The 20,731-nt window shown below is 47.9% G+C and carries 12 protein-coding genes; 3 read left to right on the top strand and 9 right to left on the bottom strand.

What is annotated here, in order from left to right; all coding sequences use genetic code 11:
• The first annotated feature begins 38 nt into the window (after positions 1 to 38).
• Positions 39 to 581 (top strand): hypothetical protein, encoded by a 543-nt coding sequence (locus tag AC1DXC_RS01520; RefSeq protein ID WP_477457357.1) that lies wholly within the window; start codon positions 39 to 41, stop codon positions 579 to 581.
• A 76-nt stretch (positions 582 to 657) separates the two neighbouring features.
• Here the strand turns inward: AC1DXC_RS01520 and AC1DXC_RS01515 are convergent, their stop codons facing one another.
• The 5 genes from AC1DXC_RS01515 to AC1DXC_RS01495 form a co-directional block, all read right to left on the bottom strand.
• Positions 658 to 2,331: a sodium/sugar symporter gene (locus AC1DXC_RS01515; RefSeq protein ID WP_477457356.1), complete on the bottom strand. Its 1,674-nt coding sequence runs from the start codon at positions 2,329 to 2,331 to the stop codon at positions 658 to 660.
• Between the two features lie 325 nt (positions 2,332 to 2,656).
• Positions 2,657 to 3,955, bottom strand: coding sequence for an MFS transporter (locus AC1DXC_RS01510; RefSeq protein WP_477457355.1), 1,299 nt, complete (start codon positions 3,953 to 3,955; stop codon positions 2,657 to 2,659).
• 65 nt (positions 3,956 to 4,020) lie between these two features.
• Positions 4,021 to 4,833, bottom strand: a complete 813-nt coding sequence (locus AC1DXC_RS01505; protein ID WP_477457354.1) for an SDR family oxidoreductase — start codon at positions 4,831 to 4,833, stop codon at positions 4,021 to 4,023.
• Between the two features lie 25 nt (positions 4,834 to 4,858).
• Positions 4,859 to 6,385, bottom strand: coding sequence for an alpha/beta hydrolase family protein (locus AC1DXC_RS01500; RefSeq protein WP_477457353.1), 1,527 nt, complete (start codon positions 6,383 to 6,385; stop codon positions 4,859 to 4,861).
• Positions 6,386 to 6,590: 205 nt separating this feature from the next.
• Complete coding sequence (locus AC1DXC_RS01495) at positions 6,591 to 9,473, bottom strand: glycosyl hydrolase 115 family protein (protein WP_477457352.1); 2,883 nt, start codon at positions 9,471 to 9,473, stop codon at positions 6,591 to 6,593.
• Between the two features lie 627 nt (positions 9,474 to 10,100).
• Here AC1DXC_RS01495 and AC1DXC_RS01490 point away from each other — a divergent pair.
• Both AC1DXC_RS01490 and AC1DXC_RS01485 read left to right on the top strand, forming a co-directional pair.
• Positions 10,101 to 11,222: an alpha/beta hydrolase-fold protein gene (locus AC1DXC_RS01490; protein ID WP_477457351.1), complete on the top strand. Its 1,122-nt coding sequence runs from the start codon at positions 10,101 to 10,103 to the stop codon at positions 11,220 to 11,222.
• 61 nt (positions 11,223 to 11,283) lie between these two features.
• The gene (locus AC1DXC_RS01485; protein ID WP_477457350.1) at positions 11,284 to 12,471 is read left to right on the top strand and encodes an alpha/beta hydrolase-fold protein; all 1,188 of its coding nucleotides are present in this window, start codon (positions 11,284 to 11,286) and stop codon (positions 12,469 to 12,471) included.
• A gap of 344 nt (positions 12,472 to 12,815) precedes the next feature.
• On the opposite strand, the gene AC1DXC_RS01480 is transcribed toward AC1DXC_RS01485, so the two are convergent.
• The 4 genes from AC1DXC_RS01480 to AC1DXC_RS01465 all read right to left on the bottom strand — a co-directional run bounded on the left by AC1DXC_RS01480 (position 12,816) and on the right by AC1DXC_RS01465 (position 20,722).
• Positions 12,816 to 14,327 carry a SusD/RagB family nutrient-binding outer membrane lipoprotein gene (locus AC1DXC_RS01480; RefSeq protein WP_477457349.1) on the bottom strand — a complete coding sequence of 504 codons (1,512 nt, stop codon included), beginning with the start codon at positions 14,325 to 14,327 and terminating at the stop codon, positions 12,816 to 12,818.
• Between the two features lie 12 nt (positions 14,328 to 14,339).
• Positions 14,340 to 17,498 carry a SusC/RagA family TonB-linked outer membrane protein gene (locus AC1DXC_RS01475; RefSeq protein WP_477457348.1) on the bottom strand — a complete coding sequence of 1,053 codons (3,159 nt, stop codon included), beginning with the start codon at positions 17,496 to 17,498 and terminating at the stop codon, positions 14,340 to 14,342.
• A 172-nt stretch (positions 17,499 to 17,670) separates the two neighbouring features.
• Positions 17,671 to 18,987: a gluconate:H+ symporter gene (locus tag AC1DXC_RS01470; RefSeq protein ID WP_477457347.1), complete on the bottom strand. Its 1,317-nt coding sequence runs from the start codon at positions 18,985 to 18,987 to the stop codon at positions 17,671 to 17,673.
• Between the two features lie 19 nt (positions 18,988 to 19,006).
• On the bottom strand, positions 19,007 to 20,722 hold the full coding sequence (locus AC1DXC_RS01465; RefSeq protein ID WP_477457346.1) for an IlvD/Edd family dehydratase: 1,716 nt from the start codon (positions 20,720 to 20,722) through the stop codon (positions 19,007 to 19,009).
• Positions 20,723 to 20,731: the final 9 nt, after the last annotated feature.

The following is a 20,731-nucleotide window of genomic DNA, read 5'->3' as shown; positions in this document are numbered from 1 at the left end:
TGGTGTGTTTGCTTGTCATACCTGCAAAACATACGAAAATGAAAAAGATTATATTAACAACCGCAATATTCTTAAGCGCCCTGAGTTTCCAGGCAGCTAAGGCACAAATAAGTTTAAATATAAATATTGGCAGCCAGCCCGAGTGGGGCCCTGTTGGGTACGACCACGCCGACTACTACTACATGCCGGATATTGATGCCTACTACGATATCCCCGCCCACCAATACGTTTACGTAGAGAACAATGTGTGGGTGCACCGTGCGGCATTGCCTGCAAGGTATAGCAACTATAACGTGTACAATGGCTATAAAGTAGTGGTAAACGAACGCAACCCATGGGTACGCAACAATGTCTACCGTGCCAAATATGCCAGCTACAGAGGTCGCAAAAGCCAGGTAATCATCCGCGATAGCCGCGATGATAAATACAAAAACCATTGGGTAGCCGATCGCCGCGATGTGCGCCAGGACCGCAGGGATATACGCCAGGACCGGAAAGACATCCGTAACGATCGCAAAGATTTTCGGAACGACCGGAAACAGGTAAAACACGATAACCGTGGCAATGGCCACAGGAACTAAGCTTCAAAGAAAATAAGCATAAATGTAAAAGGGCACCCGACGAAGGTGCCCTTTTTTATAAAAATGCATTATTCTGTTACCAGAAGATTGTATATAAGGCCACCAGTATGCCGCAAACCAGCATAGCACCAACCGCAAAAGCGTTCGATGTTTTGAACATTTTGGCATCTATCTCCAGGCCGTTGGTTTCTTTGCCTTTGGCTGCATCTATCAAACTGATGATAACCATACCTGCCACGCAAATGGCGAATACGAAGCCCATCCTATCCAGGAACGGTATCTCGTACAGGCCGCTTTCCGCGTTCTTGTAGGCGAACCCGCTTCCGGCCAACGAGGTCAAATCGACCATCTTGGGCAGGAATTTGAAGAATACCGAGAACGCGAAGCCGCCGATAGTGGCGAACAATGCCGCATTGGATGATGCTTTCTTCCAGAAGAAGCCCAGGATAAACATGGCGAAGATACCCGGCGACACAAAGCCGGTGTACTCCTGTATGAACTGGAAGCCGCCTTTTTTGTCGATGCCCAGGAATGGCGATATCGCTACGCCCAGTATCATGGCCACTACTACGGTAATCTTGCCTACTACCACCAGTTGGTGATCGGTAGCATCTTTGCGGATCTTCTTCTTGTAGATATCCAACGTAAAGATGGTAGCKATACTATTGGCTTTGCCGGCCAGCGAAGCTACTACTGCGGCCGTTAAAGCTGCGAAAGCCAAACCTTTTACGCCGGTAGGCAGTAAGTTAAGCAATACMGGRTAGGCATTATCGTGGTTGGCGGTGATGCTGCCCGTCATATCTGCATTGAATACGTTCTCTTTGTACAGGATGTAAGCGGCAATACCCGGCAATACCACGATCAGCGGCATCAGCAGTTTCAGGAAAGCAGCGAACAAGATACCGCTACGTGCAGTATTCAGGTTGGCACCTAATGCCCTTTGCGTAATGTACTGGTTGCAACCCCAATAGTTAAGGTTTACTATCCACATACCACCTATCAGCACGGTCAAGCCGGGCAGGTCGCCATAGCTCTTGTTGTCTTTCTTCAATATCATCTGGAAGTGGTCGTTGGCGTGGTTGTACATGTCAGACATGCCGTTCAGCAGGCCCGGGTGGCCATAGTACTCACCTACTTTAGTAACGGCGATATAGGTGGTTACTAAACCGCCCAATATCAGGAAGAACACCTGGATAACGTCGGTATAGCCAATTACCTTCATCCCGCCCAGCGTGATGATGATGGCGAAGATGGCCAAACCGGCTATGCATAATTTGAAATCGATGCCAGAGATGCCGTTGATCGCGATAGCCCCGAGGTACAGTATCGAGGTTAGGTTAACGATTACGTACAGCAGCAGCCAGAACACGGCCATAATCATGGCAACCGTACTGTTGTAACGCTGGTGCAGGAATTGCGGCATGGTGAATATCTTGTTCTTGAGATACACCGGTATAAAGAATACCGCTACGATGATCAGCGTAAGGGCAGCCATCCACTCATAGGTAGATATGGCCAGGCCCATGGTAAAGCCGTTGCCGCTCATGGCCACGAACTGCTCGGCAGAGATGTTCGACGCAATTAAGGATGCACCGATGGCCCACCAGGTGAGGGAGCCTTCCGCTAAAAAGTAATCTTTGGAGGTAGCGTCGGCATTATGCTTGCGGCGGTATATCCAGTAACCATAACAGGCTACAATAAGGAAATAGACTAAAAATACGATGTAATCGCCGGTCGAAAGAGATTTCATTTATGACTCATTTAGTATTAGGTTTCAGCGGGTCTCGCTGTAAATTATAACGGTTAACCAAGCCCCGAAAAATCCTCGAATATTGCGGGTGCCGGGTATTGGCTTTATTTTAAAACGAAAATAGTTTAAATTTTATCAATTGCAATCGATTGCATGATTTATTTTTTATATTCTCCGGACGCTAAAGCCGCTATGGCCCAATACAGTCATGCATCGGGATATTTATCCGTCGGTGCATTACTTCCTGGCAATTCAATAAACTTGCGGGTTCAGTTACTTGTACACATACAGTCTGTTATGTCTTTTGCAAGCCATGTCTATTTGTTCAAAGCGCAATCTGTTTAAGTTTGGGTACCATAAAATGCATGATGAGCCAGGCCAGGATATATGCACCTCCGCAAACGCCGAACATGATGTAATAGGCGGTCTCTATCTGCCCGATTGCACGGTAATGGATAAACATTGATTTCTGCACGAACAACGATAGCAAAACACTGCCCACCGAACCAAACATGCCGCCTATCCCGGTAACCGAACCCACGGTGTCCTTCGGGAACATGTCTGAAACCGTGGTGAAAATATTAGCGCTCCAGGCCTGATGCGCCGCCGCAGCAAGGCCTATAATAAATACCGCAAGCCACATATTTATGCTGCCCAATACCTGGACGAAAATTATGGGGACAACCGCCAGCGCATAAAAAAACATGGATACCTTGCGTGCCTTAAATACCGGCCAGTTCTTTTCTATCAATACCTTTGGCAGGTAGCCACCAAAAACACTGCCGAATGCCGAAAACGTGTACACCAACGCCACCGGCAATGCCATTGCCGTGCCCGTTACTTTGTATTGGCTTTGCAAAAAATCGGGTAGCCAAAAAAGGTAAAACCACCAAATGGGGTCGGTAAGGAATTTGCCGATAGAAAAAGCCCAGGTTTGCCGGAAGCTGAGCAATTTAAACCAGCTTACTTTAACCAAAGAGGATTGGCTTTCGGCTTGATCATCAGTGGAATTTATGAGTTTGAATTCAATTACTCCTAACCTTTTCTGCCTCGATGGTATCTCATAATAGATTATCCAGAGCACTATCCAAATAAAGCCGACAGCCCCTGTTATGATAAATGCCCATCGCCAACCCCATACCAGGGCAATAAATGGCACGGTGAGCGGTGCGATGATGGCACCGATATTGGCCCCCGAATTAAATATTCCCGTTGCCAGGGCCCGCTCTTTTTTAGGGAACCACTCGGCCACAGTTTTGATGGCCGCAGGGAAGTTACCCGACTCGCTCAACCCCAGCGCAGCACGCACTACACCAAAACCGAACGTGCTACTCACAAAGCCATGGCAAACCGCTGCAATGCTCCAGAACAAGGTAGAAAGCAGGTAACCCTTTTTTGTGCCTAAGTAGTCTATTATCCGCCCGGCAGCCAGCAAGCCAACGGAGTATGCTACCTTAAACGCAATCTCTATATTGGCATAATCGCCGTCGTCCCATTTAAACTCCGTTGTAAGGTTTGATTTAAGGAGACTGATTACCGACCTATCGAGATAATTAACGGTGGTTGCGAAAAACACTAGCGCGCATACGGTCCACCGATAGTTTGTAGCTTTATTTTCAATCATTTTGATAGCCCGTTCGTTTATAAAATATCTATGATTTATTTAATATGGTGGTTTGCATGTTATTTCTATACCCCACTATTAACCGCGAAACCACCGTCGACATTAATCACTGTGCCGGTAACAAATTTCGAGGCATCGCTTAACAACCATATCAAAGCGCCAACTAACTCCTCAGGCACGCCAAAGCGCTTAAAGGGCGTTTGGTTAATAACTAGGTTGCCACGACTGGTAAAACCACCATCGGGCGTGGTAAGCAGGGTACGGTTTTGTTCGGTAAGGAAAAAACCCGGCGCTATGGCGTTCATGCGTACTTTGTCTCCGTAGCGGTTGGCTGTTTCCACGGCAAACCATTTGGTGTAAGCGTCTACGGCCGTTTTGGCAAGCGTGTAGCCCAGCACCTTGGTGATAGCCCGCTGAGATGCCATACTGGAAATATTCACGATGCTGCCCGTTCCGTTTTTAGCTATCTCCTTGCCGAAATACTGGGTTGGAAGCAAGGTACCCCATAAATTGAGCTCCATAACCTGGCGCAGCCCATCCATATCCAGCTCGAAAACATCGGCTTCCGGCTGAACGATTCCGCCGGGCATATTGCCCCCGGCTGCATTAACCAGACCGTCAATTTTCCCAAATTCAGCCAATACCTTATCCCTTGCAGCTATAATTTCCTCTTTTTTCAACACATCTGCTTGTATGGCTAGTGCGCGGCCACCGGCATCGATAATGTTTTTAGCGCGAAGCTGTGCTACTTCTAACTTACGGCCCAAAATAACAGCCGTTCCTCCCGCACCGGCAATGCCGTTTACGAAGGCTTCGCCCAGGATACCCGTGCCGCCGGTAACTACGATTACCTTATCTTTTAATGAAAACTGATCCATGTTTAAAATTTGTAAAGTTGAGGGGCTAACGGCCGGCGGCGGCATGGCCAATGAACTTATCGGCCCAGCCAATAAAATACTTGATGTTCGGCCCATCGGTATGCCCTCCGTCGTGCTGCCGCCAGGCGAGCTGCCCATCTAAAATACTTATGTTAACCTCCGGCATTTTTTCCGTTTTGTAATCGTTTGAAAATCCAAGGTCTTTAACGCCCAGCAGTTTAAATACTGAACCGGCCGCGATAGTTGCCATATAGCTTCCCTGGTGGTCGAGCCAGTTAGCATCGCCTTGCGACGGGATGCCATGGCTTATAAAAGTAAGTCTTGGTGCACACAGGGCTATCAACTCATGCGAGTCTACGGGCAGGTCATTGGCTGTTCTACTCCCAAAACCGGCGTTGCTTGCCGCATATTTTATAAAATTGCCCGCCATCCAATGGTATTCGCCACCAGCAAGATTTTCTACCGCCTCGCCAAAATTGCGGCGATGGGGTTTGGTACCGCCCTCGCCAGATGAAGCGATGAGCCCCATGGCAAAACGCTGGTCGAAAGCCATGGTTACCAGCGCCGCCTTCCCGTACCGGGATACGCCTTCAATACCCACATGCTTAGTGTCTACCATTGGCTCGGTCGCCAGGTAGTCCAACGCCCTTGAGGCACCCCAGGCCCAGGCACGCAGCGCACCCCAGTCTTCGGGTTTGCGCGGCTGGCCCTTATTGGTGAGCCCTATAATTCCTTTTGTAAGGCCCGCACCATTATCTGCCTGAATACTTGCCGGATCGATAAGCACATAGCCCCATCCATCGGCTATCAGTTGCTGGGCAGCGGGCAAATCACCTGTGGGCCTAGGTGCGAAAGGGTTGAAGCCGTAGTTTTGTGCGGCTATCATATTGTAAGCGGGGTACTTGTCAAAAATCGATTTCAAGTCGGGCCTGGCATTCAACAGCAAATCTTTGAGGGCATCGTTGATTTTTTGGAGTTCGTCCTTTGAAGGTTGCGCGGGGGCCGGAAGCGCGCTTGGAGCAAACATGATCAATACAGGTACCGGGCCTTTTGCGTTGGCGGGCAGCACCAGGGTCATGGCAATATTTACATCCAAAAGCGGGTAAGCCGAATTATCGGCATGGCCCACCAATTGCTTGGCAATAACGGGCGTAAAACCCATAAATTCATGGTCGGTTATTTTAACCTCCCAGGAGATTTTCGGTACGTCTTTGGGTATGCGCCCGTAAACCTCCCGCTCAAAATCCTCCACTATTTCGGGGCGGCGCAGTTTCCACCATTGCTCGGGCGTAGTTACTTTTTTGCCGTTTTTCAGGGTCAATATCTCTGGATAATCCGGATAAGGATTGGCAAGCGCTTCATCGTAATTGGCGTGGTTGGGCGCTTTCTCATCGCCGCTTGGTCCCGGCCGTAAGGATATGATGCCCAATTGCTTCATCATATTGTCCTTATCCTGGTCGGCGGTAAAATTCACCAGCGGCGGATAGGCCGGCGCATTTTGAGCTGCCGCGCGCAGGGAAATAAAAAACAACAGGTACACAATCCTTTTCATTGAGTTATAAATTGGCTTCATTGGTAAGCGACTAAATAAGCCGACAGTTTATTGGTGTGCAGTTATCGGTGGTAAATTTACTGCGGGTTAAATCTATACATCCTGTGGCTTTCACAATACCACATTTGTTTACAATCACACACCAAATGTATTCTTCGCGGCAAGGCGACTGCAAAGCGCAGGGCAGCATACACTTACAGATTTCTTAATTATGCAAACTTTCGGGCGGCCCCAGATAACTGTGTTTAACCGCGCCCGCGTTTTGCAACACCAGCTTTTCTAAAACAATTGCAGGGCTATCCATCCAAAATTTAATAACGTGGGTACCGGACTTGCTTACCCGGTGTTTGGTGGTGACTATATTGATACTGTTGCTCACGGCCTGGCTCCATAGCCGGGGGTTTTTATCTGCATCGAATGATTGCACGTGGGGCTGCTCGTCGTCTATCGCTACAGCATATTTAAGCGATTTATCCACGGTAAAGTCGATGGTAGGTGCCAGGTATGCGTTCAGCTCTATCATTCCCGTATCGCGTAACGTTACGATGTATTCCAGGCAGGGTTTCGCATTAAGGGGAGTTTTGCCGCTGGCCTTTTTCAAAGGTAATACCGTCATCGCCGACAGGGTACGCCCATAGTCGGGTATTTCTGCCCATGCATAGCTGCTACCCGGAATAGCTTTTTGATAGTGCGCCGCCTCTATGGAGACATAAGAATCCATCTGCAGGAATCCTTTGGGCAGCGGTAATGATATCCTTTGCAGTTTCAAATCAACATCTACCCTAATACCATCAGAAGCAGTAATGCTGATTACGGATTGATTTGTACCTGCCGGCACGCTCTGCCAATCAATGTTGACAGATATGCGCGTTTGTTTATCTATGGCTCCCTTATAAGAACTCAGCCTGACGAATTTATCCGTAATGATAGTATAATAGACAGGGCTAAGGCCTTTGTTGAACAATTCGAAAAAGTGGCTTTGATTTATGCGATCATTAAATTGAGGCAGCGATGGGGCGCCTGAATTGCCCGCCCGCGGCCATGAATCGGCGGAGCCCTCTACCGCTACGCCCATGCTGCCAATTTGGGGAACATCGATAAGGGAAACTTTTGGCATTGCATTAACCGACGGCTGCTGCCAATAGGTATAACCTATGTGCGTTTGATCCATCATGTGGCTCCATTTGCCACCTGCCAAACGGTTGTTATAATAATCAGAAATTTGCGCATCGCGGTCAAAAAGCGTCTTTACTTCTGCCGCCATTTGATTGGTAGCCGAACGCCCCTGAGCAGCATATAAGTGATTTAGCGCAGTAGCATAATACATGGCATACAAATTTGCCGATGCCTCAACCGGATGCAGCACCAACTGGTAATAGGCATCTTTGAATTCCGGCGGCATCAGGCGGTATAACGAATCCGCTTGTTTATTTAAACGCTTATAATCGTTAACTACACCCTCAAACTCGTTATAATTAACCAGGCTGTAGGTGTTCTCGTTCAATAACTCGGGTTTGCACCTGCCGTTGTATTTACTGTAAGCGGAAAGGATATCTGCTATCTCCCCGGCATGCAGGTTACCGAATTGCGCTGTAGCCCACTTGCGCGTAAAGGCAAGCAAATCGCGGGGGCCGATCTTATCGGGGTTCCAGGCATAGTCCAGAAAAAAGGAAATCGGGAACTCCATAGGTTTCAAATCCCCAACGTTTACGATCCATACACGGTCAACCTTGTGCTGGTATGCAAGGTGCATCTGTTCCCACACCTTAGTTATCGGGTTGGTATTTATCCATTTGTAATTACGCGGGCCACCCACATAGTCGAAATGATAATAGATACCATAACCTCCCTCACGCAGGGGGGCATCCAGTGCCGGCAATTTCCTAATGTTTCCCCAGTTATCGTCGCATAATAACAACGTAACATCGTTTGGCACCTGCATTCCTTTATCATAATAATCCTGCACTTCTTTATATAGAGCCCATACCTGCGGCGTTTTCCGCGCAGGTTTTTTGGTAACCGAGGCAATAATATCGCGCTGGTCGGCCACTATCTTTTCTAATAAGACGATATTGGTTCCCTGTTGCATGGCCATGTCTCCATCGCCGCGCATGCCTACGGTTACCAGGGTTTCAGCGTCGCCCATATTCTCAATGCCCTTTCGCCAAAAACTACGGAGCACTTCACCGTTTTTTTCATAGTTCCATTCGCCGCTCCCATATCGCTTCCATTCTGTTTGCGCGCGGTCCATAGGTTCGTGGTGCGATGTACCCATCACAATACCGTAATCATCGGCAGTTTTGCGGTTAAGCGTATCATCATCATTAAAAGCACTGCCCCACATGGCAGGCCAAAGGTAATTGCCCTTTAGCCTAAGTATCAGCTCGAACATTTTGGCATACACCAGGTGGTTTATGCCACCGAACTTTTGCTTTGCCCAGCCGGAGAAGGCGGGTGCTTCGTCGTTTATGAAAATGCCGCGGTATTTAACGGCCGGCTCCCCGTTTGTGAATTTGCCGGCGGTAATGTAGAGGGCTGCGTGGTGAGCAACCGGCACATCTGCCCACCAATACCAGGGGGATACCCCCATCTTTTCCGAAAGATCGTAAATACCATATATCGTTCCCCGTTTATCGCTGCCTGCTATCACCAACGCCTTGTCCACTCCAGGCAGGGGCTTATCCACCACCTGCAAAACAAACGACTCCCATTTACCCAGAATGCCCGCCACGTTTAGTTTCTTCGATTTAATCAAACCATCTATTACCTGGCTTTTACCTATCGTACCAATAAGCAGGATGTTCTTCCCCCGGGGCGCGCCTGTGGAAGCATCGGGTTTCACCCCGGTTACGGCGCCGATATCGTTTTGCAGATCGCCGGCAGCACGAAGTACGCCCGCGAAATCGGTTTTACTTGTAAAGATGGGGGCCGAAAATCCATTCGCCGACAGGGAGAAGGAGCCCTTCGTAGCCGAATTGCGCACATATGTACTGTCTGTTACGGCAGCTGCGGATGGCTTGTACCCCAGAATTAATATTGCTGCACAACAAATAACAAATTTGCCGACGGTTGGATAGATGTACTTCATAAATGGAGGATGCATTGGGTTTCGGCATGGTTTACCTGCGGCCCAATATCTTCACATTAGCCAATTATCGATGGCAGTTTTCGCCAAAAAGATGCAAGGAATGTTTTTTTTCACAAATAAGAGAAGCGGTAACAACGATCATTCAGCAGTTGGTTGATAGTAACTAATGTAATTTCATTTTAATTATTAAATGTATTTTAGACACTTAATAGCAAGTTAATTTTATAAAATCTGCAATCGATTGTTTATATAGCTTAAAATTCCTGGCTTCGGAAATAACCAGGCCTTTCTGGATGCAAAATAATCATCAATCAAAAAAAGCTGCAAAAGATAGATTTCAATGTAATATCTTCATTACAATCGATTTCTTATACTAAAAACTGGTAAAAAATTTTAGCATTTTGCCCGGATTACAAGGGTTATTTTGATGAATTAATCTTAAAAAGGAAACCAAATTCCGGCATTGCGGCCCATTGCCCTAAAAAATCGATCAGGCTTAAAAAAATCTCCATAATTAATTGTTATTTATACAATTAATCGTTAAACTTGAGCATCGTGACCGAAACCAATACGCTCACGAGGGTAATAAACCCAAACCACCATTTTATAAACTTAATTTATCAAACCATGAACTTGAAATGTTTAGCTATCATTTTAGCTGCCACATTAGCAACGGGTATTTGCAATGGGCAAACTAATCAACCAGCAGTACTGGACGATTTTAAACCATCTACCGTTAATCAGCCGGGACAGGAATACCCACAGGTAAACTCCCAGGGCTATGCCCGCTTCCGCATCATGGCCCCGCAGGCCGATAGCGTAAAAGTTAGCCTTGGCCTTGGCGGCCGCGGCGGAACCAGGCTTACCAAAGGGGCGGACGGATTTTTCACCGGAACCACCGAAGGGCCAATGGATGAGGGCTTTCACTACTATCACCTTACCATTGACGGCGGCGTTTTCAACGATCCGGGCGCATTAAATTTTTATGGCTCTACACGTTGGGAAAGTGGTATTGAGATCCCTGCGCACGATCTGGATTTTTACGCACTTAAGGATGTGCCCCACGGTAATGTACAGCAAATACTTTTCCCTTCTAAAAGCACCGGCACCTCGCGCAGGGCATTCGTTTACACCCCGCCCGGTTATGGAAAAGATAAATCTAAGCGCTACCCCGTGCTTTACCTGCAACATGGCTGGGGCGAAGATGAAACCGCATGGAGCAACCAGGGGCATGCCAACTTGATTATGGATAACCTGATTGCCGAAGGAAAGACAAAACCCTTCATTATTGTAATGACCTACGGCATGACCAACGAAATCAAATTCGGGGGGATGAGGAATTTTAAGATAGACGCATTTCAAACGGTGTTGACTGATGAACTGATACCTTTTGTAGATGCTAATTTCCGCACGCTTGCCGATAAGGCACATCGTGCTATGGGCGGCTTATCAATGGGCGGGATGGAAACACATACTATTACGCTTAACAAACCCGAAGTTTTTGATTACTATGCCCTGCTTAGCGGCGGTGTTTACAAGCCCGAAGAGTTTACCGGCAAAGCAAAACCCAAACTTATTTTCATTAGCTGCGGCAGCAAGGAAAATCCAACCGGCGTAAAAAAAGCAACTGATGCGCTAAAGGAGGCCGGCTACAATGCCGTTTCTTTCGTTTCTGATAAAACAGCACATGAGTTTTTGACCTGGCGCCGAAGCTTGCACGAACTGGCACCGATGTTATTCAACCAATAACAGGAACGCTTTATACAAAAGCCTTTCGGTAAACCGCAGTTAAATCACAAAAATAAAAACCGTGAAAAAAGTTCCATTATTTTATAAAATAGCCATCCTACTGATAGCTGCCGCCCTGCGCGGCAGCATCGGTATGGCGCAATCGGATAAAGCTGCGCTTATTGAAGATTTTAAACCCGCCACCAGCAACCAGCCGGGCAAACAATACCCCCAGGTAAACAGCCAGGCCAGGGTAAGGGCAAGCATCTCCGCCCCGCAGGCAACAAAAGTACAGTTAGATTTGGGGGGCAAAAAGTACGACCTCGTAAAGGATGACAAAGGCGTTTGGACGAGCGAGTCGCTCCCCCAGGATGAAGGCTTTCATTATTACCAGCTCAATATTGATGGTGCCTCTGTTCCCGATCCGGGGAGCCTTTACTTTTATGGTGCAGGCCGCATGGGAAGCGGCATTGAAATACCGGCTAACGACCGCGATTTCTACGCGCTAAAAGATGTTCCGCACGGCCTGGTGAGCGAAAATATTTACTTCTCTAAACTAACCAATGCATGGAGGCGCTGTTTTGTTTATACACCCGCCGGTTATAACGAAAACACTAAAACCCGCTACCCGGTATTGTACCTGCAGCACGGAAGCTTTGAGGACGAAACCGGCTGGGCCGTACAGGGAAAAGCAAACCTGATACTTGATAACCTGATTGCCGATAAAAAGGCCGTGCCGATGATTGTTGTGATGGATAACGGATACGCAAATAAACCCGTAACAGGTACGGCTGATAACACCGCCCGCCCTGTTTCGATATTTGAGGAAGTAATGATTAATGAAATCATCCCGATGATCGATACAAAATTCCGCACCGTTGCCAACCGCGGGCACAGGGCAATAGCCGGCCTATCGATGGGTGCCAACCAAACCATGCGCATCATTATGAACAACCTGGATAAATTCTCGGCCATTGGCGGATTTAGCGGTACGTCAAATTATCCAAGCGCGGATGTGCTCGACCCCAACACTTTCCTGGATGGCAAGTTTAAAGACGGTGCAGCTATCAACAAACAACTCAACGTACTTTGGCTGAGCTGGGGCAGTAAAGAACCCAACCCTTTTCCCGGCTCTATCGGCGCGTTCCGCAATATGTTAGATAAACAGGGCATCAAATACTCGCAATACGAGTCGCCCGGAACAGCGCACGAATGGCAAACCTGGCGCCGTAGCCTTAGGGGTTATGCCTCGCTGCTTTTTAAAAACTAAGGTGCAGCATCTTTTTCGATAGCTCCACTTATTGCTAAGTCTCAAAAATCCGCAAGGGCTTTTGAGACTTTTTTATGTAGGGTCTTTTTACGCTTGTTTTCTAATACCGCCCTCTTCCAGGCAATTCGTCGCCTTTATAAAAAGCCTTATGCGTTATGCTCAAGTAACGGCGTAAACGCTTGCTCAGCTTCTCCTTCCACATTAACTTTGCTGAACAGGACCAAAAGGCAATACCATTTTGTTTATCCTGCTTTTTTGCAGGCAATTTAGTTGAGAATAAAAAAGCCCCGAAGCCTTTTGGCTCCGGGGCATAGAAAGAACAGTAATAAGGGGTGAGATTATCGTTATTTATCCCAAAAAACAGGAGTGTCCAAATCGTCGGCGCCCATACTGGCTACTGCCGCTTGATAATTCTCGGCGTTGATACCTGCTTCGGTTTGTGGGTAGCTGTACCTGCGTACAAAGCTGCCTTTTATTTGCTTGCCTGGATAGGTATTTGGCGCCAGTGCAGGGAAACCGCTCCGCCTGAAATTGGCCCACGACTCGGCACCGTTACCGAAAGAGTTTATCCAGTACTGGGTATTGATGAGCTTCAGCGCATTGGCATCTGAGTAAACAATGGGCGCGCTGTTGAGGTAAGCGTCCTGAGTTGAAGCGCTGATAACCGCCGAGGCATCGTAGGTTGCAAACTGATCCATTGCTGCCTTTACACCTGCATTGTAAAAAGTGCTGGTTGTGCCCGAAATATAACCCCTGAAGACGGCTTCGGCCAGCAGCAACTGAGTTTGGGCATAAGTAACAAAAAACTGTGGTGCGGTTACTTTACCAAACACGCTGTAGTTTACCTGCGAATATTTGAAACCCGAGCCGCTACTGCCGCGAAAACCGGGCGCTGAAGGCAAGGTACCGCTGTCATACCCTATCGGCAAGCCGAATTGATTAGCTGATGTGGTATCCGGAGCAAGACTTAGCGCTTTTCCCGGGTCGGCATACATGGCAGAGATATACTTTAACCTGGGGTCGCCGGTTGATTTTAATTGGGTAACAAAAGGCTCGGCCAGGTAGTAGGTATTGGTCAATTGCTGAATTTGCTGGGTAACCGGGTTAGGGTAAGCAGTGTTATATTTCAGGTAACAGTTATCGGCATTAGATTGCATAACACCGCCGGCAAATGCAGCCTGCACTATGGTTTTAGCTTTGGCAGCATCGGTCTTGGAATAGCGCATACCAATACGCAGCAATAGCGAATAGCCCAGGCGTTTCCATTGCGGAATGTTACCGCCATAAAACACATCGCCTTTTACTATGTCTTTCGAGGGGTCCAGCGCTGCGGTCGCTGTGGTAAGCTCATTCACGAGGTCGGCATAAATTTCCTGTTGCTTATCGTATTTAGGCAAAAACACGGTATTAAGGTAAGCCTGGCCCGCCTGGCTGTACGGCACATCGCCATAAGTATCTACCAGCATCATGTAGTTGTAGGCACGCCATATCCTTGCTTCGTTATACAAATTGGCTTTGGAAGCATCGCCCTTGGCAGCCGCCAATACCTGCTCCAGCAGTTTAATGCTGTTTGGATAAGCGTTGTTCCAGCGCAAAACCGAATACGTTTGGTTCAGCACGTTAAAGTTGAAGGCCGATGTTACCCCGCCAAAAGGATCGATAAACTGTTGAACAACCGTAGCTTCAGTTTCCATAAGTGAGGAGTAGGTTAATACCTCCGAGTTGGAAAACAGGAACGTGGGATCCAGGCTTGTCGGGTTGTTCGGGTTGACGTTTAAGTCTCTGAACCCCTTATCGCAACTTACCACAGAACAGAGGCACGCAGCGGATAAAATGATTTTTATATAATTTTTCATATTGGTACGCTTTTAAAATTTAACGTTAAGATTAAATCCGTAGGTCCTTGTTGTAGGCAAAGAGCTTTGCTCATAACCTGCCAGGACATCATTGCTCGATTGAATCGCTTCCGGATCGAGGTTATCAATATATTTTTTGATGATAAGGACGTTGTGGCATACTGCCGACACTACAAGACCCTTTATAAATTTAGCCTTCACCATTTTAGAAAAATCGTAGCTTAACGATACGTTTCTCAGCTTAATGAAATCTGATTTATAAATAAACGGATCGAGGATGCCCTGCGAACGGTAGTTGGCATAAAAATCCTCGGCATTAACGGCTGTGGTGTTTGCTGAACCATCTGCATTTACGCCGTCGAATTTCACGCCACCTTCCCTGCCTATCAGCGATGGTTTAGATAAGCCCTCTCTCAGGAAATTAAGGTTTGAACTTGAAACTACTTTTCCGCCGGCCTTATAATCAATGTGCGCCATCAGCGTAAATTTCTTATAGGTAAAGGTGTTTACCCAGCCACCGGTTGCCTTAGGCAATGCGCTGCCGAAAAGCGCGGGCGACGTACTTGCTATGGGTTTACCACCCGAAACGATGATTTTTCCGTTGGCATCGCGGCGGTAGGTAGCGCCCTGTATCTGGTTAAGCGGCAGGCCCACCTGGTTAACAATAGAACCGAAAAATTCGCCTGTCCCCAGGGTAAATTGCTTTTGACCATTTGCCAAAGTAATAACTTTAGTGGTGTTTAAAGCGGTATTAAAAGCAGAGCGCCATGTGAAGTTTTCATTTTTCACAGGAATCAGTTCCAGTTGGAACTCCATACCACGGTTTTGCAGTTCGCCAACGTTGATAATGGTGGCTGTATAACCCGTTGCGTTAGATAGGGATACCTGTAGCGGTTGATTTGTTGTTTTCTTATGGTACGCGGCAATATCCAAATTAACGCGGCTGTTAAACATCCGTAGTTCTATGCCTATTTCCTTTTCTTTTACACTGTACGGCATAATATCCTGATTTGGCGTAGTTGTATTATTGATGGTGCCTACCGGAGTGCCGTTGAAGGTGTTTTGCGAAATAGCATACGTTAATGAATTGCTGTAAGGCGCCACACCGGTAGCGCTACCTACATTGGCATAAGTGGCCCTTAACTTACCGAATGACAACCACGATGGAAGCGTCTTAAACATTTCAGAGAATACAAAGCTACCGCTTACCGAAGGATAAAAGTAATGGTTATGATCCGGGCTTAACACCGAGAACCAATCGTTACGGCCGGTTACATTTATAAACAAATAAGATTTATAACCAAACTCGGCAGTTCCATAAAATGAATTTACGGTTGATTTGGACAGCCCGTAGCCCGAAGTGCTGGTTACACCATTACCCAATGTGTAAAAATCGCGAACGTAGAAATTTGTAGTACTTACGTTATACCCGCTTGATGACGAAGGGAAGGTGTTACCCCCCAAAGTGGCGTCAAAAGAAAAATCGCCCCACTTGTGGCCGCCTCCCAAAAGGAAATCAGCGTTGAGTGAGCGGTAGGTGTTATCGTTGGAGTTGTAGCCACCGTTATACAAACCCGCAGGGGCAGCGGCATTGGCAAGGGTACCCGTAGGCACGTTTTGTTCGTAGAAGGAGGTGCTGTACTCCATGTTCACGCGGCCCTGCAGGTAAAGCCAGTCGAAAAACTGGTAGCGCAATGTTGCAGTACCCAACAGGTGATCGCGGGTTTGCCTGGTAAACTGCTTAGCCATTATCCAGTAAGGATTGGTAAGGGTGGTGAAACGCGATGTAGGCGTTTCGTTGCCGCTTGCATCAACGGCGGCATCCCTAAGCACATCCAGGCTAACCGAGTTGGAATAACGGTACATATAGTTGGTAACCGAAGTACCCTGAATACCGATAACCGGCGGGTTTTTGTTGAACTCGTGATCGTAATTCATGTAAACCTGCGCCGATAATTTAGGAGTGAAATTATAGTTAAGCCCCAGGTTGAATATCTTCTTCTTGTAATTGTTATTGGGCACAATACCCTGGGCATCCTGGTTAGAGTAAGCAAACCTGAAGCTGCCTTTGTCGTTACCGCCGGAGAATGCTAAGGTATTGGTCCAGGCGTTGGCAAGGCGGAAGAATTTGCTTATACGATTGTATTCGGGCGCGTAAGGCCTTTGTACGCCATCAAACTGGTAGGTAGGCGCATTATCGAATTTTTCGCCAAAGCTCCATGCGCCCGAACTTTGGGCCTGGCCCTGCGTTTTGGGGCGTACGTTGTTCTCGCCCTGGCCGTATTCGTATTGAAAATTGGTAAAATCCAGCGCCTGGCTTTGGGTGAAGTTCGAGGTATATTCAATACCTATGCCCTGGTTTTTGTTACCGCTTTTGGTGGTGATGATGATGGCACCATTGCTGGCACGCGAGCCGTAAAGCGCCGCAGCTGTAGCACCTTTCAATACGGTCATCGACTCGATATCGTCGGGGTTTATCTGCTGCATGTTATCACCCAAATCTACCGACTGGGTGTAGCCATTGGTGCCTGAGGGGCTTTGCGATAGCGGCAGGCCATTCAACACGATCAGCGGCGCATTATCACTCCCGAACGAAGTTTGGCCGCGCAGCCTGATCTTGGTGCTACCGCCTGGCCCGCTCGAAGGCGGCGTAATATCAAGCCCGGCTACCTTACCTTCCAGCGCATTCACAAAGTTGGTGCTACGGTTGGTGGTAATCTCGCCTACGCGCACATTCTCGGCAGCATAACCTAATTTCTTGGATTCGCGCTTGATACCCAGCGCGGTTACCACTATTTCATTAAGAGCATTTGCTTTTGGCTCCAGGCTTACGTTTACTACGCTGCGGCCATTCAGTTGTTCTGTTTTGGGATTATAGCCAATGTAGCTAAACAATAACACGGCATTATCGCCAGATACCTGCAATTTGTAGTTACCGTTCACATCGGTCATTACGCCATTGCTGGTGCCTTTTTCGCTTACGCTTACGCCTACAAGGGGTGCTCCTTTTTCGTCGAGTACTTTACCGGTAACGGTTTGGGCGCTTATCTCGCCATACATACGAGGATTACCGGTCTCCCTCGCTTTTACGTCCATCGCAAAAATGAGTGTCGAAAGAACACTTATTAAAACGGACAGCATCATACCGGATGCCTGAATCTTTTTTTTCATAATTTTTGGTTAGTTAAATTGGTATATCCTGTGTTTCAACCCCTTCACAAAATTGGCAATTGTGAAAACGGTGTTCCATGGCGGCCATTTGCTGCCTCTTTTTTGATTTTATAGTATTTTTCTCTTCATAATTTAGGTAGGGGTTTTATGATTTAAATTGTTTGCATTCATTTTATAACAGGCAGTTTAATGATAATACGCCAGCCAGCCCAATTACGGATACCATGCTTTCCATTACCGTCCACGAGCGCAGTGTTTCTTTTACCGACAGGCCAAAATATTCTTTGCACAGCCAAAAAGCCGTATCGTTTACGTGCGAGCCAAACAAGCTGCCTGCACCAATGGCCAGCACCAGTAAATTGGTATCAAGGCCGGCATGCTGTGCAATGGGGAACAATACCCCGGCCGCCGTTACGCCGGCAACCGTTGCCGAACCAAGGCAAAGCCGAAGGCAGGCCGTTGCCAGCCAGGCAAGCAACAAGGGTGGCATTGCGCTTTTTACCAGCATTACCGCCAGTACATTGCTCAACTGGCTATCAATAAATATTTGCTTTAGCGCCCCGGCACTGCCAATAATGAGCAATACCATCGCTATATCTTTTACAGCGCCTGCGTAGCCCTCCATAATCTTGACCAGGGGCCTGCCTTTTTGTAAGCCAAGGGTATAGGTGCTGATAATTACTGTGAGCAGCATGGCAATGATTGGTTCGCCAAGCCATTGGGCCAAGGTTTTTACAATTGGTGCCGCCCCAAAAAGTACCGGCAGCAAATAGGCCAGGCAAATGAGGATTACAGGCAAAAGCGAAGACAAGATGCTATTGGCTATGCCCGGTAATTCATCATCGGGCAGCGCGACGGTGCTGTGGGCAAACTGCGATCCGTTTGGTCCGATTTTTTTTAATGTATTTGCAAATATTGGCCCGGCAATAAGTATAGCCGGAATAGTAATGACCAGCCCGTAACCAAATGTTTTAACGATATCTGCATGAAAAACGCTGATGAGCGTCATGGGCGATGGATGCGGCGGCAAAAAGCCATGCATAACAGATAATGCGGTAAGCATGGGCATACCTACATACAGCAAAGGCAACCGATAGCTGGAAGCCACCGAAAAAATAATGGGCACCAACAGTATAAACCCAACATTGTAATACAGCGGGATACCCACTATAAAGCCTGTTAGTGCCATGGCGTAGGTAACGTACTTGGCGCCAAACAGATCGTGCATAAAATGGGCTATGCGCTGGGCTGCACCGCTTTCGGCAACCAGTTTGCCCAGCATGGCGCCTAATACGATGATGATAGCAACCGAACCCAGGGTCTCGCCCAGCCCTTTATTTATCGAGGCTATAACGTTTGAGAACGGCATCCCGAATAAGCAGCCGGCCAGCAATGCCACGATAATAAAGGCAAGGAAAGCATTAACCTTTGCCCATGTTATCAACGCTACCAGTAGCAGTATACAGAAGATTAGTACGAATATCATCATCGTTGGTCAACTATCTTTATTAATGAGAATCGCGCGTTACAACTGATCCCGAATTCCCTACCAGGAAATCAAGGTCGGCTCCTTTATCGGCTTGCTGTACGTGGCGCTGGTACATCGATACATAGCCCCTATCAGTATGGTAGGCGGGCTTTTTCCATAACAGTCTACGTTCTTCCAAAACGGCATCATCAACCAGCAAATCAATCCTTCTGGCGGGTACATCCAGGCTTATCATATCGCCGTTTTGTACCAGGGCCAGGTTACCGCCAATGGCCGATTCGGGAGACACATGCAGCACAACGGTACCGTATGCCGTACCGCTCATCCGCCCGTCGGATATCCTCACCATATCTGTTACGCCTTTATCCAGGAGTTTTTTGGGCAACACCATGTTCCCGACTTCGGGCATGCCGGGGTAGCCTACCGGCCCAACGCTTTTCAATACCATTACGCAGGTTTCGTCTATATCCAGGTCCGGGTCATCAACACGGGCGTGATAATCTTCTATGGTTTCAAAAACTACGGCCCTGCCGGTATGCTGCATCAAGGCAGGCGTGGCTGCAGAGGGTTTGATAACGGCGCCGTTAATGGCCAGGTTCCCTTTCAATACAGCTATGCCCGCCTCCGGGATAATAGGATCTGAGTAGTCCGCGATAACTTCTTTGTTGTAGCAGATGCTGTTGCTACTGATGTTCTCTGCGTGCGATTTACCGGTAACGGTTACCGTACTCATATCCAATTCGCTGCTGAGCTCCTTTAGAATTACGGGTAAGCCTCCTGCGTAAAAAAAGTCTTCCATCAGGTACTTGCCCGATGGCATCAGGTTAAGCAGCAAGGGGATCCTGCTGCCAAGCTTGTCAAAATCGTCGATGTTTAGTTCTACCCCAACCCGCCCTGCTATGGCTGTTAAATGAATGAGGAAATTGGTTGAACCGCCGATTGCGGCGTTTACTTTTATGGCGTTTTCGAAAGCAGCTCGGGTTAGTATTTTTGATATGGTCAGATCTTCCTTCACCATTTCAACAATGCGCCTGCCCGATAATTGCGCCAGCACTTTTTTCCGCGAGTCTACAGCAGGGGTAGCTGCCGCGCCGGATAAACACATGCCCAGCGACTCCACCATACAGGCCATGGTAGATGCTGTCCCCATGGTCATGCAATGGCCCGCGCTGCGCGACATGCAGCTTTCTGCTGCCAGGTAGTCGTCGTTGGTTATTTTGCCGGTCTTCAGGTCGTCCGTCAGTTTCCAAACTGCCGTGCCCGATCCTATATCGGTTCCCCGGAACTTTCCGTTCAGCATCGGCCCACCGGGCACTACAATGGTTGGCAGACCAACGCTGGCCGCACCCATCATGGTAGATGGCGTAGTTTTATCGCAACCCGTAAGCAAAACCACCCCATCGATAGGGTTTCCGCGTATCGATTCTTCGGCATCCATACTGGCCAGGTTCCTGAAGAGCATGGCGGTTGGTTTCAGCAAAGTTTCGCCTAAGGACATGATGGGGAATTCTACCGGAAAACCGCCCGCTTCGTAAACACCGCGTTTTACCGACTCGGCCAAATCGCGTAAATGGGCGTTGCAAGGCGTCAGCTCCGACCAGGTGTTGCAGATACCGATAACCGGCCTCCCATCGAACAAGTCGGCAGGCATTCCCTGGTTTTTCATCCAGCTGCGGTATAAAAAGCCCATTTTACCCGACTTACCAAACCAATCCGAACTTCTGAATTGTGACATTATATATTC

The organism is Mucilaginibacter sp. P2_D11 (assembly GCF_056404435.1).
Note: the sequence above shows the minus strand (reverse complement) of the source record. Positions and strands in the feature narration are given on the sequence as shown.